The sequence below is a fragment of the Thiomicrorhabdus indica genome, assembly GCF_004293625.1.
In the GTDB taxonomy this organism is placed as follows: domain Bacteria; phylum Pseudomonadota; class Gammaproteobacteria; order Thiomicrospirales; family Thiomicrospiraceae; genus Thiomicrorhabdus; species Thiomicrorhabdus indica.
The window spans coordinates 269,178-285,569 of the sequence record NZ_CP033040.1 but is presented as its reverse complement, the minus strand read 5'-3'; the positions used below and the strand labels follow the sequence as shown (position 1 = coordinate 285,569).

Sequence of the window (16,392 nt, the reverse complement as noted above, 5' to 3'; positions counted from 1 at the left end):
TTAGCAAAAAAACAGACTATGCCAGAATGCCTAAAAAACATCGTGAACCATGGAAGGTTTTCACCCGCCATCCAAAGGCATAACTCCTCGAGACGAGTTCATAGCATTTTTTAGCATTCTGACAGACACAGTGAAAACTCACGCCATAACTACTCTGAGGTTTTTCGAGTGGTCGTTTTCTTAGCGGTTGTTTTTTTAGCTGGCGCCTTTTTCGCTGTTGTCTTTTTTGCCGTGCTTTTCTTTGCGGCAGTTTTTTTCGCTGCCGTCTTCTTGGCCGGTGCTTTTTTCGCAGCAGCGCGACCACGTTTTTTTGGCTCAGGTGCTTCGTCCAAGCGTTTGACACACTCTTCTAAACTCAGCTCCAAAGCATCCTCATCTTTAGCAATTTTGGCGTTTTTCTTGGTGGTCAAGTCAGTGATATAAGGCCCCCAACGACCTTTCAAAATCTTCACATCTGGGTTTTCAGGGAACGTCTTAACGATCTTTTCTGCTTCGGCTTGAATTTTCGCCTCAACAATCGCCACCGACTCTTCAAGTGTAATACTCAGAGGATCAAATCCTTTGATCGGTGCGTATTTTTTGGTGCCATATTCCAAATAAGGTCCAAATGGCCCTTGCTTTGCAATCAGCGCTTGACCTTTGTCTACACCAAACTTTGAGCCATCTACCGCAGTCGCAGAATAAGATTCAGGCATATCACCAACATGTCGCGGCAACTTGAAAAGCTCCAGCGCTTGTTCAAGGTTAATCACATCCATCTTTTGCCCTGGCATTAAGCTGGCAAAACGAGGCTTTTCATCGTTTTCACCGTCACCAATCTGCACATAAGGGCCATAACGGCCAATTTTGACAAACATCGGCTCACCCGTTTCTGGGTGATTGCCAAGCGGACGCGCCTGACCGGCTTCTTCACGCGAAACATCTTCAGCCGCTTCGACTTTAGGATGGAATTGTGTGTAAAACTCTTCCAGCATTTGCTGCCACTGGATTTTACCTTTCGCGATAGTATCGAATTTCTCCTCGACATTTGCCGTAAAGTGATAATCCAGCACCTCACCAAAATGCTTAGTCAGAAAGTTCGTCACAATCCCAGCAATATCGGTCGGGAACAGCTTATTTTTTTCACTACCAGCCATTTCAGTCAACGTTTTGGCTTCAAGCCCTTCCGCATTTAGAAACACTTCACGGTACTCGCGCTCTTTGCCTTCACGATCTTCTTTAACCACATAACCACGCTGCTGGACCGTATCAATGGTTGGTGCATAGGTTGACGGACGACCAATCCCCATTTCTTCCAGTGTTCGAACCAAACTGGCTTCGTTATATCGAGCCGGTGGACGTGCAAAACTTTCACGAGCACTTAAAGCGCCTAAACGCAACGCTTGACCAATCGTCATTGGTGGCAGCAACTTATCGTCATCCTTGCCACCAAAGTCATAGACTTTCAAGAAACCATCAAAAGTAACGACTTCACCTTTTGCGGTCAACTTATCGGTTGGTAAATTATCAATTCCGATTTCCACCGTGGTGCGTTTGAGTTGTGCTTCAGCCATTTGCGAAGCAATAGCACGACGCCAAATTAACTGATACAAACGTTGCTCATTACGTTCACCCGGAACATTTTCCGTTGAGAAATCCGTTGGTCGAATCGCCTCATGCGCCTCTTGCGCATCAGCGTTTTTAGTCTTGTATCGACGTGGTTTGGAATATTCAGCACCGTAGGCAGATTTAATCTGTGTTTCGGCTTGAGCAATGGCAACTTCGGACAGATTCACAGAATCGGTACGCATATAAGTAATTTTCCCAGATTCATACAATCGCTGGGCGATCATCATAGTCTGCTTGACCGAAAACCCTAGTTTGGAAGAGGCTTCTTGCTGCAACGTCGAAGTAGTAAAGGGGGCCTTTGGTGCACGTTTCGCTGGCTTTTCCTCTAGCGATAACACTTGCAAATTCGCGCTTGATACCGATTGCAGGAACGCAGTCGCATCGGCTTCATTCTCAAAGGTTGCCGTGCGCTTCACATCAAGCTCACCGACTTTTTCACCGGCCGGTGACAATAAATCCAATACCCCTTGAACACGGAAAACCGAGCTGGCTTCAAAAGCTTCAATCTCTTTTTCACGCTCCACAATCAATCGCACGGCAACTGATTGCACGCGACCGGCCGACAAACCTGTTCGAATTTTTTTCCACAAAATTGGCGATAATTCAAAGCCCACGATACGATCTAAGATTCGGCGCGCCTGCTGCGCATCCACCAAATCCATATCAATCGTGCGCGGATGATCAACAGCATGGGTAATTGCCGGCTTGGTGATTTCGTGAAAGACAATACGCTTGGTCGTTTTAACATCTAAATTTAAAGCTTCCGCAAGGTGCCAAGCAATCGCTTCCCCCTCGCGGTCCTCATCCGTTGCCAACCAAACCTGCTCAGAGCCTTTTGCGAGTTTTCTTAATTCCGTCACATTCTTTTTCTTATCAGACGAAATTTCATAGCTGGGTTCAAACCCATTTTGCAGATCAATCCCCATCCCTTTTTTCTGGATATCTCGAATATGCCCATAACTGGAGCGCACCACGAAATCTTTGCCCAAATATTTTTCAATGGTTTTCGCTTTTGCGGGCGACTCCACAATCACCAAATTTGTCATACTTTCAACTCTTCTTTCCGTCTTATCGAAGCGGTTCGGAGACTTTCTACAGTCATTTCCTAAACACTCTAATTTATTTTTCAGGGAACTGCTTTGTCCACGCTTATGAATTCTTATATTTTTTTAGGGTGCATAAATTTTTTATAATTTGCAATCAATTTCGACAGGAATTATTTAAACTACACAAAAAGAGATACCAGCACATTGGTCAATAAAAGGCGTTTCCATTGAAGCCCTTATGCAAAAGTGCGACAATGGCAAAATTCACTCTTCAATGGTCTAATCGCAATGAGCGTACCACTCGTTCCCCAGAATTCAGAATTTTTCGACATTCAAGATCCAAAACGAATTTTGATGATTGGAATTTCACCTGGCCAGCAATATTTTTTATCTCAAGCATTAGATTACCCAGGATTATTAATCGATTTTGCTCGGAACTCGCATCATGCTCAGATGTTTATGGAAGAGCTGGGGGATACCTATGATATTTTATGGTTTGATGAAGACAACATGCACAATGGAGACTGGGAGTTCTTAAAAAAGCTCGCTCAAATGTACCCAAATGATTATCAACCCATCATTCTGCAAACCCGTCCAGATTCTTCCGTTTTCAAACAGGCGCTGTCTCATGGGGTTTACTATTTCATTACCAAACCTTATTCCGAAGAACGCTTATTGGACATCCTATCTTCATCATTTCGAGGCCTGACCAATTTCAATGAAATCAACCGTTTTGTCATTGACTACAAGCACTCCATCACCCTGTTTCGCCATGCAATTTTTCATGTTCGAACCCCGGAAGACATTCATAGCTTATCTGCGACTTTATCCTATTTAACCCAAACACCGGAAAAAACCAGTTTCGGGTTATTGGAGTTAATGAATAATGCCTTGGAGCATGGCAATTTAGGGTTTGATTTTGAAAGTAAGGCAAAACTGGTAAATGATGGTCAATTCGAAAGCGCCTTAAAAAAACGGCTGTACAGCCCTGAATATGAACATCAGTTTGTTGAAATCAGCGTTACCTTCTCAGAAGGGTTCATTGATTTCAGCATCCGTGATTTTGGCGATGGCTTTGATTATGAAAGCTATCTTACTCCTGAAGACTATCATCAAACTGGTCCCAATGGTCGTGGCATTCTGATTGCAAAAAATTTCAGTTTTGATGAATTACGCTATGAAGAAGAAGGACGGGTTGCCGTTGCTCGCACTAAAATTTAATTCAGCGGATAATCTGTAAAACGCGTTACTTAGTCGACTCTGAATAACGTATTTAATTTATGGCAAAGCCATTTTTTACTCATCAAGGCAGAATGCTGCAATGCTATCTAGATAACATAAAGCGTTCTAACGCAGTGGAGTGAAAACTGGAATTCAGAGTCAACTACTTAATTCTTCGCCATCTTCCGGCAGAGAGCTTTTCAATATGCCCACTGAGCTCTAACATCATTAAATCGGCCTGTATTTGAGAAACGGGCATCTTGCTCAAGACCGCTAATTCATCCAAACTAATTGGTTCAAACTCAACCCACTCCAACAATTTTTGACTCGATGTTTTCAACGAAGCATTCATTTTTTCTTGACTGGATTTCGGCGAACTCAAAACATTTTTTTCACCGGCCGGTGATAATTCAAATGGCAAAACATCAACAATCTCCTCAAAAATATCTTGCCCAGACTCCACCAATTTCGCGCCCTGTTTGATTAACTGGTGGCAACCTTTTGCTTGAGGATTATGAATGGAGCCTGGGACGGCAAATACCTCTCGACCTTGCTCCATTGCGGTTCGAGCAGTAATCAAAGAACCACTTTTCAACGCCGCTTCAACCACCAAAGTTCCGACACTCAGACCACTAATAATTCGATTTCGCTGCGGAAAATGAAAAGCTTTGGGTTGCACTCCCAGTGGAAATTCGGAAACCATGGCGCCTTCTGAAGCAATTTGACGCCCCAAGTGCTGATTGGCTGCAGGATAAATTCGATCTAATCCCGTTGCAACCACAGCAATGGTTTTGCCAGCCCCCAAAAGCCCACCCTGATGCGCCATAGCATCAATGCCAAGTGCCAAGCCACTGGTAATGGTTAAACCTTGAGTCGATAAATATTTTGCAAAATCCTGTGCAATCTCCAACCCCGACTGAGAGGCATGGCGACTGCCAACCACCGCAATCTGCGGTTGCTTGAGCCATTCCACATCGCCTCGCACACCCAAGATTGGTGGCGGCTTATCAATATTTTTTAGATTTTCAGGAAATGCTTCATCGTAAATGGTCAGCCAAGTTTGGGCGTCCTGTTCACACCAAATCAGGGCTTCATCCGCTCGTTGCAGACAGAAATCACGCTGTTCACCCAAAAACGCTTTTTGCTGGGACGGACGCAGAATTTGACTCGCCTGCCAATCGGCATCAGACGCCTGAACCGCGTTCTGAAAAGAACCAAAATAAGTGGTCACCTTATCGAGCTGTTCGAAGTCGATATGGATTTGATGCAAGGTCAATAGTGAAGCTAAATCAAAGGCAGAAGGCATAGTTTGCACAAGGAGATTCGTTATAATAAGCAAAATTTTAAAGATTAGAGTATACAGCCTTATGGAAAAACTCGATATTGTTCTCTACCCTGATGAAGGGTTGCGAGAAATTTGCGCGCCCGTTGAACAGATGAATGACCGTATTAGCAATCTCATTGACGAAATGTTTCTAACCATGTACGACGCGCCCGGAATTGGACTTGCAGCGCCTCAAGTTGCTGTTCAAGAACGCTTATTGGTCGTAGATGTCTCTGAAACCAATGATGAACCGATTGCTTTGATCAACCCTGAGATTATTCAAGCGAAGGGCGAAATTGTTTGGGAAGAAGGTTGTTTATCCCTACCCGGTATCTACGCGAAAGTAAAACGTCCAAGTGACATTTTGGTTCGAGGACTTGACCGAGATGGCAAGCCAATTGAGTTGGAAGCTTCGGATTTACTCGCGGTTTGTATTCAACATGAAATCGACCACTTAGATGGAAAACTCTTTATTGATCATTTATCCGGGTTAAAACGCAATCGAGCTTTGCAAAAATACCGTAAGCTCGCGCAACAACCGGAATAGGTGATGTGCGATAAAAAGAGCATCACACGATTGATAGATTCGCAGCATTTTTATCACTGCTTGGCCATCGTTTAAAACATCAAAAACACCGGCCGGCATCGTTTCATTTATTGGCATCCACTCATCACAGACGCAGAGAGTATGAACAAAACACAATCATTAAAAATCATCTTCGCAGGGACTCCTGATTTTTCAGTCGCACCATTGCAAGCCTTGCTTGATTCGGACCATGAGGTGGTTGCAGTGTACACTCAGCCAGACCGCCCTGCTGGTCGAGGTCGCAAACTCACCGCGAGTCCTGTCAAAAATATCGCCCTTGAACACGATATTCCAGTACTTCAGCCCGAGTCTCTGCGAAATGAAGAAGCGCAAAAAGAGCTGGCTGAGCTTCAAGCTGATATTATGATTGTGGTCGCTTATGGGCTGATTTTGCCCAAAGTCGTTTTAGACACGCCAAAACTCGGTTGCTTAAACATTCATGCCTCACTATTGCCGCGCTGGCGTGGTGCTGCACCGATTCAACGGGCCATCGAATCAGGAGATGCCGAATCCGGAGTGACCATTATGCAAATGGATGTAGGCCTAGACACCGGTGACATGCTTTACAAAGTGACCACGCCTATTTCCAAAAATGATTCCGCACAAAGCTTGCATGATCGTTTGAGCATACTTGGCTCTGACGCTCTCATGGCAACACTTTCAGATTTACAAAACTTGCAAGCCAAGGCAGAAAAACAAGATGAGTCCTTAGTGACTTATGCCGAAAAGCTTTCTAAAGCCGAAGCGCAAATTGACTGGACTTTACCGGCCGGTGAAATTGTTCGCAAGATACAAGCTTTTAACCCTTGGCCTGTAGCTTTTTGCAAATTCCAAGACAAGCCTTTGCGTATTTGGCAAGCGAGTGTTGCTAAAGACATACCAAACACAGGTATTCCAGGTGAAGTCATTCAACTGGAAAAATCCGGTCTTTATGTCTCGACGGGGGATGATGTACTGTGTTTGACGCAGGTGCAACCGGCCGGTAAAAAAGCCATGTCCGCCTATAACTTTGCGCAAGCAAGGCAACTGATAGGCACTCAACTAAATTAATGTCAAAACACGTTAAAGGACTTGGCATGAGCTCAGAAAACACACCGAGTCACAGCCGTTTTGTGGCCTTAAAAATTTGCTTGAATGTGATTGAAGATGGCCGCTCTCTCAGCCAAGTACTGACGGAAGGGCTTGCGCAATTTTCCGACCGTCGCGAACGCAGCTTCACTCAAAATTTAGTGCTAGGCACCCTTCGCTGGCAGCTGCGCTTAGAAGCCATTCGTAGCCAATTACTCAAAAAGAAATTGAAAGCTAAGGATGAAGACATCAATCAACTCATTCTGATAGGCCTCTATCAAATTCTTTATATGGAAACCCCTGAACACGCAGCAGTTGGGGCAACAGTCGAAGTGGTTTCGCGTTTAAAGAAACCTTGGGCAAAAGGACTCGTAAATGGCGTTTTACGCAACTTTTTACGCGAAAAAGCGACAATCTGTGAAGAAGTAGATGTAAAACCTTCACAAAAATTTTCTCACCCACAATGGTTTTTTAAAGCGATGCGCAAAGCCTATCCCGAAAACTGGGAAGCGATTTTAGGCGCCAACAACCAAATTGCGCCACTGACTTTGCGCAACAATGCCATTTACCAAGCACCTGAAACGCTTTTGGAAGCGATTCAGTCTTCCGGTATCGAAGCTCAACGACATCCTGACTGTCAGCAAGGCATCTCACTGCTGCAAAGTACCGACATTACGCAATTGCCGAGTTTTGAAGAAGGCGGTTTTAGCGTGCAAGATGCAGCTGCTCAACAAGCCGCACAAATTCTGCAACCTCAAGCCGGAGAACGTATTCTCGATGCCTGCGCGGCTCCAGGTGGAAAAACGACACATTTAATTGAGTTCTCCAAAGCACAAGCGAATATTTTCGCATTGGAAAAGGATCCTGAACGAATTGAGCGTCTGGCAGAAAATCTTTATCGTTTAGAGCTTGAATGCGATTATCAAGTGGGCGATGCCGCCAAACCCCAAGAATGGTGGGATGGCAATCGCTTTGATAAAATCTTGCTCGATGCACCTTGCTCTGCAACCGGCATCATTCGTCGGCATCCAGACATCAAATGGCACAGAACGGAAGAAGATATTATCGAGTTAGTGCAGATTCAAAAACAGATTTTGCATGCACTTTGGGCAACGCTTAAGCCCGGAGGGCAGCTGCTGTATGCGACTTGCTCAGTACTTCCGCAAGAAAATGGATTACAAATTGCAGAGTTTCTGGAGAGCAGACCAGATGCCACACAAATTGATTTCCCCGCCAACTGGGCAACCTTTTCAAATTTACCCGGCCGGCAGATACTGCCCGGCACTCATGGCATGGATGGTTTTTATTATTGCTTGCTTGAAAAAGCCTCAACGTCGTAAATTAAACGTTTCATGAGTCACTATTAAGAGCTTTTTATGCACTCGACTGAAATTCCAGAACACGCTTCCGGCAATCGCCAAGCAAAAACTTGGAAACGCCTCGCAGCCTTGGGCATAATTCTTGGTCTTATCGCTGTATTTGGCTATGAAACAACTGTTGAAGAAACTTCAGCCAATGACGACGCACAATATTTGAGCAGTACCGATGAAGACCCCCTTGAATTTGAACTCAAAATTGATCAAAACTTTCCAATGGAGAACCTCATCTCTCCACCTTTCACCTACGAACCTGAACAAGTTCTAGACAAGGAACCTCTTCTGGGGATTAAGCACTTGATTGACTCCCCTTTAACCCCTATAACTCAAAAAATCAACCTGCCAACTAACGGATTGACTGCAAACCCCGAAGAACAAAACTTGTTTAACTTAACACTGGAGTCAATGGAACAAACCTCTAGACAAAAAGTTAGACCGACTCAAAATAAAATAGTGATTCTTAAGGTCGTTGACTATCGAGACAAACAATTTTTAAAAATTGATTCCAATAGCCGAATACAGCTCAACGATAAAATTTTTGACGCAATCAATCATGAAATCAATCTAAACTTCAAAATACAGATGCAGCTCACAGAAGCCAACCGATTACTGGGTATTCCTTATCAACGTACAAGAAAATCTATTGATTATCACGTTAAATTACTTTCTGAAGGCCTTGATCAAACTTTCCATCTATATAATTCCAGAAATGGACATACGCAAAGCTTTCGAGACATTGATGACGCATTAGAAACCCTATCCACAATTAAAGCTTTTGAAATTGCAGAACTAAGCGAGCTTCATCCGCGACAAATTTATACCTTGCGCATCCGAATCTCTCTGGATATATGGAAATTACCCACGCCATTATTATTGGAAGCTCTGTTTACCGACAATTGGCAACTCAACAGTGGCTGGTTTGAAACAACACTCAAAGCTCCACAAAGTTGGCAATAAAATGAGTGACGCACTATGAGGACATTTGGACGTTTTTTAAAACAATACGGCTGGACAACATTGCTGTTTATTGCACTGGTCATTGCCTTGATGATAATGAGCCAGATTTTACAGAATGCCTCCGAATTTGCCGATGCCTACTCAGCATTGCTATTTGCCTCTTGGATTGGTATCGCTGTATTACTTGGCCTCTTTATAAAAACCCTGTGGTCTCTCTATAACAAGCTGAAAAAGAAAGTTCCGGGTACAAAAATCACCATTCGTTTAAGCTTACTGGCAACCCTTTTGATGGGCATTCCTGCCATAACGATTTTTGCTTTCTCAATGAATTTCATCCAACAAGGGATTACCCAGTGGTTTGATGTCAAAACCGAAACGGCACTTGGGAATGCTGCTGAACTTGTTCGCTATACATTGGATAACAAAACCCGTGAAAGCTTAAACCTCACAATGACCATTACCCGTGAACAGAGCGATCTTCTAGCAAGTTTCCCGATTACCGGCGTGAGTAATCTTCGCCGCCTACTGAATGCAGAAGAAGTCGCTCTGTATCAAACCAACCAACAGTTAATTGCTTTCAGCAGCCGTGACAATGCCCAGATTCTGCCTAAACCTCCCGGCGACAACTTATTTCAACAGGTTCGACAAAACACCACCTATGCGGCAATTGAGCAGTCCGACGATGGTTTAGAATCTTTCATTCGCATCCTTATTCCGTTCAACGACAACTTTAATAACGATTATGCATTACAAGCGATTTTTCTCATTCCAAAAAACATCACGGAAATGGCTGATTCTGTCGCGACAGCAAATAGTCAGTACCTGGAACTTTCCTATCTGAAAGGACCTCTTACAACCAGTTTCACCTTGATTTTGACCATGGTGGTATTACTGACCATTGTGACCGCTATTCTATTCAGCATTCGCGCCATTGATAATTTCACACAGCCAATTCGCGTACTGACGCGCGGAACCCGAGCGGTTTCCCAAGGAGACTACAATATTCAAATGCCAGTCAGGGAACGTGATGAATTTGGCGAACTGATTCTGTCGTTTAATGACATGATTGAAAAAATATCCAAAGCCCGAAATGATTTACGCATCAGTCATCAACAGACAGAAGTTCAAAAACTTTATCTGCAAGGGGTCATTCAAAATCTTTCCAGTGGGGTAATTACTTTCGATGGCCGACAAAGCGTTCGCAGTATGAATGAAGCCGCTGAACAAATCTTAAACTGTCGCTTTGAAGACATTAAAAATGCGACCCCGGAAGAAATCTCAAGCCAAAGCCCTCAACTTCACGAAGCAATTCAAGAGCTGTTCACCGAAATCAAACCGAAATTTGCCAACAAAGACAAACGAAAACATTGGGAACTTAGATTTGATTACCGTTGCAAACAAGCACACAAAATCCTTATGCTTCACGGCACATCTTTATCTGCAAAAACCCAAAACACAGCTGGATACGTATTGCTGATTGATGACATTACCGAACTGGTTCAAGCACAACTTAACAAAGCTTGGAGCGATGTCGCTCGTCGCCTAGCGCATGAAATCAAAAACCCGTTAACGCCCATTCAACTATCGGCGGAACGCTTAAACTTTAAACTCAGTCGCAAGCTAGATGGCGATGATTTAGACCTGCTTAATCGCATGACCAATACCATTACCGATCAAGTGGCCGCCATGCAAAAACTCGTACAAGCGTTTAGTGATTACGCAAAACCGCCAGAAGTGTATTTAAAACCAACGGAACTAAACGCTCTGCTAACGTCCATTGCTGACATGTATCAAAACTCACAATGGAAACTTGAACTTGAACTTGTTGAGCCTGCACCACAAGTCATGGCAGACCTTTCTCGCTTGAGACAACTATTCCATAACATGATTAAAAACGCACTCGAAGCCTGTGAAAATCAAGACAACACGAAAGTTAAACTGACCACACGACTGCTAGACTCGGAAACCTATCAAATTACCGTTTGTGATAATGGTCGAGGCATGCCTGAAGAGGCACAAAACTGGATTTTCGAACCTTATGCAACGGATAAACCCAAAGGAACTGGGTTAGGCCTTGCTATTGTGCGTAAAATCATTGATGAACATCATGGAACAATTTCCGTGAAGACTTCACCAAATGAAGGTACCTGCTTTATAATCAACCTTCCAATTATCACGCCTGCCAAGGCACCCAATACGCTAACTGAGACGCGCGAATGAGACTAGGTAAACTATTAATCATTGATGATGAAAAAGACATTCGTGACCTGATGCAGGAAATATTTGCAGAAGAAGGCTATAAGGTTGAAACAGCAGCAAACGGTGAACAAGCACGCACTCAGTGGCGTCAGTTTCTCCCGGACATCATTTTCTTGGATGTCTGGATGCCGGATATTGATGGCATTAGCCTACTTAAAGAAATTCAACAAGAATCCTCACTGCCAAATACCAAAGTAATCATGATGTCCGGTCACGGCACCATTGAAACCGCTATTGAAGCAACCAAACTGGGTGCCTATGATTTTCTAGAAAAACCACTTTCCTTGGCAAAATTGACCGTTACCGCTGAACGCGCAATGGAAACTAGCCGCCTAAACCAAGAAAACCGCCAATTAAAACAGAGTTTTCCAGAGCAGTTTATGCCAGTAGGCAAGAGTAAATCAGTGATTCAGTTGCGTGAAACCATTGAGCGACTGTCGAAATTCACGATGCCAGTTCTGATAGAAGGAGAGTCCGGTGTAGGCAAGCACCATATTGCACAAGCGCTTCATAAAACTTCTTCACGGAAAAACTCTGCCTACGTCGAAATGTCAGCAAATGATTTCAATCGTCTGTTCGATGAAACTGACGCCCAAAACAGTCTACAACGTCTAAAAGAAGCTGATTTTGGAACTTTAGTCATTTCTCAAATTGAGCAATTATCACCGGCCGGTCAAACGATATTATTTGAATTAATCCAAAACCAAAAAACGCATATCAACGCTGAAACGATTCATTTAGATATTCGACTATTAGCTCTCAGCAAAGGACTTCTAGAAAAATCCGTTGCTGAGGGAGATTTTCATAATGCGCTCTACGAACGTTTAAAAGTTATCCCAATTCAAGTACCTGCTCTTCGACAGCACACGGAGGATATTCCTGAACTGATTGAGTTTTTTATTAATCATTTCGTCACTCATGAAAGCTTAGAATATCGTCACTTTAGTGTTCCTGCGCAAAATGTACTTCGTCAATATAATTGGCCGGGAAATCTAAAAGAGCTTAAAAACCTTGTCCAACGCCTATTAATCTTAGGCGAGGGAGAGGTTAGTGATGACGAAGTCAAAAACTATCTGCATGAATCACCCAGCACAGACCGTAGCGCTTGGGAAATCGATACTAGCATCAGTTTAAAAGAAGCCAAAGACCGGCTTGAAGCGACTTATCTCAGTCAATTGCTTCGTGAAACCGGTGGCAACGTTTCAGAAACCGCGAAACGTTCCGGCGTTGAACGAACCAACTTATACCGGAAACTCAAAACATTGGGTATTGATCCCAAAAACCCTTTTTGAAAGTTTGCAGTCGATAAAGTCAACCCTAAGTTAGTTCAAATTAAGAGCCCCAAATTAAAAGCAAATTAAGATACGATTTAACAATCAGTAAGCTGTTGCATTGCTTTTTTATGAGACCAAAGATTAGCCTATGAACATTGTCATTTTAGGAGCTGGCCAAGTCGGCAGTTCGGTTGCAGAACAACTCGCGAATGAAAACCATGATATTACCGTGGTTGACCTTGATCGATTGCATTTACAACGCCTTCAAGACCGTCTTGATATACGCACTGTTCAAGGGCATGCGTCTCATCCGGATGTTTTAATGCAAGCAGGTTTGGAAGAAGCAGACATGCTCATTGCCGCAACACAAAACGATGAAACCAATATCGTTGCATGTCAATTAGCGCACATGATGTACAAAACCCAAACCAAAATTGCCCGTGTTCGTGGCCGATCTTACTTAGAACATCCTCAATTATTTGACCGGTCTGAAAATAGCAATGCTTTGGCCATCGACTTTTTAATTAGCCCTGAAAGCATTGTAACTGACTACATTCTTCAGCTCATTGAATACCCAGGATCTCTACAAGTTATTGACTTTCATGATGGAAAATTACGCTTAGTAGCGATGAAAGTCTATCCAGATGGACAAATGAACCATCAACCTATTCGAGATTTGAAGCAATTACTTCCCGCTTCAGTCAAACTGCGACTTGTCGCAATCTATCGTCAACAACAAGTCATTATGCCCAAAGGGGATGTTGTCATTGAAGCCGGTGATGAAATCTTCTTTCTGTCAGAGACCAAACACATCCCCACCATTCTTCAAGAATTCCGTAAACGTCGAGTCAAACCTTCTCGAAACATTATGATTGGTGGTGGAGGCAATATCGGCTTCCACCTCGCTCAAGCGCTAGAACAAGACCACCAAGTCAAAATGATTGATCACACAATGCAACAAGCCCGAGAAAATGCAGAAAAGCTTGACCAAACCATTATTATTCATGGTGACATCGCCGACAAAGATTTACTCATAGAAGAAAATATTGACGAGATTGACCTGTTTATTGCCGTCACCAATTCTGACGAGGCCAACATTATCTCAGGGATGCTCGCTAAAAAGCTCGGGGTTCGTCGAGTCATTGCTCTTGTCAACAATCAATCCTATGTAGAAATGATTCAGTTAAACGGCATTGATATTGCGATTTCTGCCGACTCGATTACGACCAACAACTTGTTACACTACACGCGCCAAGGCGACACAATCAAAGCGGTCACTTTGAGAAGAGGTGCAGCAGAAGCAGTTGAAGTCGTTGCGCACGGCAGTGAAAACACCTCAAAAATCATTGGCAGAACAATCGCTGAAATACCTTGGCCCGACAACATTACCGTTGGAGCCATTATTCGAGAAGAAAAAGTCATTATCGCGCACCGTGATGTTGAGATTATGGCCGAAGATCACATGATCATCTTTATTACCGATTCCAGCAGTAATGATGCCTTAAATGAACTGGTCAACCCCAAAGACAGTTCTTGGCTGAGTTAATCGATCTACTCAAAATAACGGCTAGTTAAAGCGAAGACAGTAAATGCACTCAAAAATCATTTCTAAAGTCATTGGTTTATTACTCATGATTTTCAGCCTCAGTCTTGTTCCCCCTGTCATGATTTCACTAATTTATCAAGATGGTGGTCTGACGGCATTTCTCAGCGTTATGCTTGGTATTTTATTACTCGGTTCACTGATGTGGTGGCCTGTTCGCAATTACAAACAAGAACTCAAAGTTAGAGACGGGTTCTTAGTCGTTGTACTCTTCTGGACTGTACTAGGCTTTGCAGGAGCCTTACCTCTGTATATTGAAACCGAAGTCCCCTTGAGTCTGACCGATGCAATATTTGAGAGTTTTTCAGGCCTTACAACGACCGGTGCAACTGTTCTCAGTGGGCTTGATTCCATGCCCCATGCAATTCTTTGGTATCGCCAACAACTCCAATGGATGGGTGGCTTAGGAATTATCGTTTTAGCGGTCGCAGTTTTACCAATTCTAGGGATCGGGGGCATGCAGCTTTATCGTGCTGAAATGCCCGGCCCTGTCAAAGATTCTAAAATCGCGCCACGAATTTCAGAAACCGCTAAAGCGCTTTGGTACATATATTTAGGTTTAACCATCACCTGTGCAGTCGCATACTGGATGGCGGGGATGAACTGGTTCGATGCGTTTTCCCATAGCTTTTCCACTGTTGCTATTGGAGGCTTCTCAACTCATGACGCAAGTATTGGTCACTTTGACAGCATAGCAATCGAAGCCATCGCCGTTTTCTTTATGTTCCTTGCCGGCATCAACTTTGCACTTCATTTCACAGCATTTCGAAACCTGAGCGGTAAACACTATTACCGAGATCCTGAATTCAAAGTCTATGCTGCTTTACTAATTTTAGCGACCACGGTGGTGGTGAGTTACTTATACTTGCAAAACGTCTACTCGACTTGGGAAGAAGCTTTTCGCTACGGAGTTTTCCAGACCGTCTCCATTGCCACCACTACAGGCTTTGCCAATGCTGATTTTGCTGCTTGGCCAAGTTTCTTGCCGGTACTACTTATCTTCATGAGTTTTATTGGCGGAAGCGCCGGCTCAACCGCAGGTGGAATGAAAGTAATTCGTTTTGTTTTGCTCTTTAAACAAGGCCTTCGCGAGCTCAAAAGCCTACTTCATCCCAATGCGATTTTGCCGGTCAAGCTGGCTAACAAAACCATTCCTGAAAAAGTCATGACCGCTGTTTGGGGCTTTTTAGCCGTATATGTTTTCAGTTTTGCAGTGATCATGCTCGCAGTCATGGCACTGGGTGTTGACCAAGTGACCGCCTTCTCAGCTGTTGCTGCCATGATGAACAATCTGGGTCCTGGGCTTGGCGAAGTCGCAGCAAATTTCTCAACAATGAGTGATCCGGTAAAATGGATTCTGACCTTTGCAATGTTGCTTGGACGTCTAGAAATCTTTACGCTGTTAGTCCTATTTACTGCTGCCTTCTGGCGCTCTTAGACAAGGCCTTCATTCGATGACAAAAAACAAAACTCTACCGGCCGGTGAAAAATGGGATTTGAAATATTCTGACAGTGATTTGAACACTCCAACGACTCCATGCTATGCATTGAAGGAGCACAGCCACCTTTTACCGTTTTATGGCAAAGCGCTTGATTTGGCTTGTGGCTTGGGTGGAAATGCACGATTTTTAGCACAATGCGGTCTAAAGGTTGATGCTTGGGATATTTCAGATAACGCTCTCACCATACTAAACAACTGGGCGAGTTTAAATCACTTGCCGATTCAGCCACTCCTAACCGATCTTAAACAGATGCTTCTGCCTTATCAGCAATACGATGTCATTGTCGTCAGCCGCTATCTTGACCGAAAACTCTTCAAACAAATTGAACAAGCCTTAAAGCCGAATGGTTTATTGTTCTATCAGAGTTTTTTAGAACCCATGCAGGAAAATGCACCCAAAAATCCAGATTTTTACCTTAAAAGCGGCGAACTCACACAATCTTTCAAAAACCTGCAATGCTTGATCAATGGCGAAGGCTGGTTGAATGATTCAATTCAACAGGACGCACCGAAATATCGCTACAGTTGGTTTGTTGGTAAAAAGCCCTAAAAACTTACCTACTTCTTAC

At 43.6% G+C, this 16,392-nt stretch carries 12 protein-coding genes; 10 read left to right on the top strand and 2 right to left on the bottom strand.

The genetic code is table 11. The features are described 5' to 3' along the window. Positions 1–149 precede the first annotated feature (149 nt). Complete coding sequence (gene topA / locus D9T12_RS01155) at positions 150–2,654, bottom strand: type I DNA topoisomerase (protein WP_130536454.1); 2,505 nt, start codon at positions 2,652–2,654, stop codon at positions 150–152. A 288-nt stretch (positions 2,655–2,942) separates the two neighbouring features. On the opposite strand from topA, the gene D9T12_RS01150 reads away from it, so the two are divergent. After that, a complete protein-coding gene (locus D9T12_RS01150; RefSeq protein WP_130536453.1) occupies positions 2,943–3,875 on the top strand; it encodes an ATP-binding protein in 933 nt (310 codons plus the stop codon). A gap of 163 nt (positions 3,876–4,038) precedes the next feature. On the opposite strand, the gene dprA is transcribed toward D9T12_RS01150, so the two are convergent. Next, positions 4,039–5,181 (bottom strand): DNA-processing protein DprA, encoded by a 1,143-nt coding sequence (gene dprA, locus D9T12_RS01145; protein WP_130538474.1) that lies wholly within the window; start codon positions 5,179–5,181, stop codon positions 4,039–4,041. A gap of 61 nt (positions 5,182–5,242) precedes the next feature. On the opposite strand from dprA, the gene def reads away from it, so the two are divergent. The 9 genes from def (at position 5,243) to D9T12_RS01100 (ending at position 16,373) form a co-directional block, all read left to right on the top strand. Continuing rightward, entirely contained in the window at positions 5,243–5,746 is a 504-nt protein-coding gene (gene def, locus D9T12_RS01140; protein WP_130536452.1) for a peptide deformylase, read from the top strand. Between the two features lie 141 nt (positions 5,747–5,887). Beyond that, on the top strand, positions 5,888–6,835 hold the full coding sequence (gene fmt / locus D9T12_RS01135; RefSeq protein WP_130536451.1) for a methionyl-tRNA formyltransferase: 948 nt from the start codon (positions 5,888–5,890) through the stop codon (positions 6,833–6,835). Between the two features lie 26 nt (positions 6,836–6,861). After that, positions 6,862–8,193, top strand: a complete 1,332-nt coding sequence (gene rsmB / locus D9T12_RS01130; RefSeq protein ID WP_130536450.1) for a 16S rRNA (cytosine(967)-C(5))-methyltransferase RsmB — start codon at positions 6,862–6,864, stop codon at positions 8,191–8,193. A 36-nt stretch (positions 8,194–8,229) separates the two neighbouring features. Beyond that, on the top strand, positions 8,230–9,186 hold the full coding sequence (locus tag D9T12_RS01125; RefSeq protein WP_130536449.1) for a DUF4390 domain-containing protein: 957 nt from the start codon (positions 8,230–8,232) through the stop codon (positions 9,184–9,186). A gap of 15 nt (positions 9,187–9,201) precedes the next feature. Then, positions 9,202–11,406, top strand: a complete 2,205-nt coding sequence (locus D9T12_RS01120) for an ATP-binding protein (protein WP_130536448.1) — start codon at positions 9,202–9,204, stop codon at positions 11,404–11,406. Continuing rightward, positions 11,403–12,737 (top strand): sigma-54-dependent transcriptional regulator, encoded by a 1,335-nt coding sequence (locus tag D9T12_RS01115; RefSeq protein ID WP_130536447.1) that lies wholly within the window; start codon positions 11,403–11,405, stop codon positions 12,735–12,737. Before D9T12_RS01120 ends, D9T12_RS01115 begins: the two co-directional genes overlap by 4 nt. 130 nt (positions 12,738–12,867) lie before the next feature. Beyond that, entirely contained in the window at positions 12,868–14,265 is a 1,398-nt protein-coding gene (gene trkA, locus D9T12_RS01110; protein ID WP_130536446.1) for a Trk system potassium transporter TrkA, read from the top strand. Positions 14,266–14,308: 43 nt separating this feature from the next. After that, a complete protein-coding gene (locus tag D9T12_RS01105; protein WP_130536445.1) occupies positions 14,309–15,760 on the top strand; it encodes a TrkH family potassium uptake protein in 1,452 nt (483 codons plus the stop codon). A 16-nt stretch (positions 15,761–15,776) separates the two neighbouring features. Next, positions 15,777–16,373, top strand: coding sequence for a class I SAM-dependent methyltransferase (locus tag D9T12_RS01100; RefSeq protein WP_130536444.1), 597 nt, complete (start codon positions 15,777–15,779; stop codon positions 16,371–16,373). The last annotated feature ends 19 nt before the right edge of the window (positions 16,374–16,392 follow it).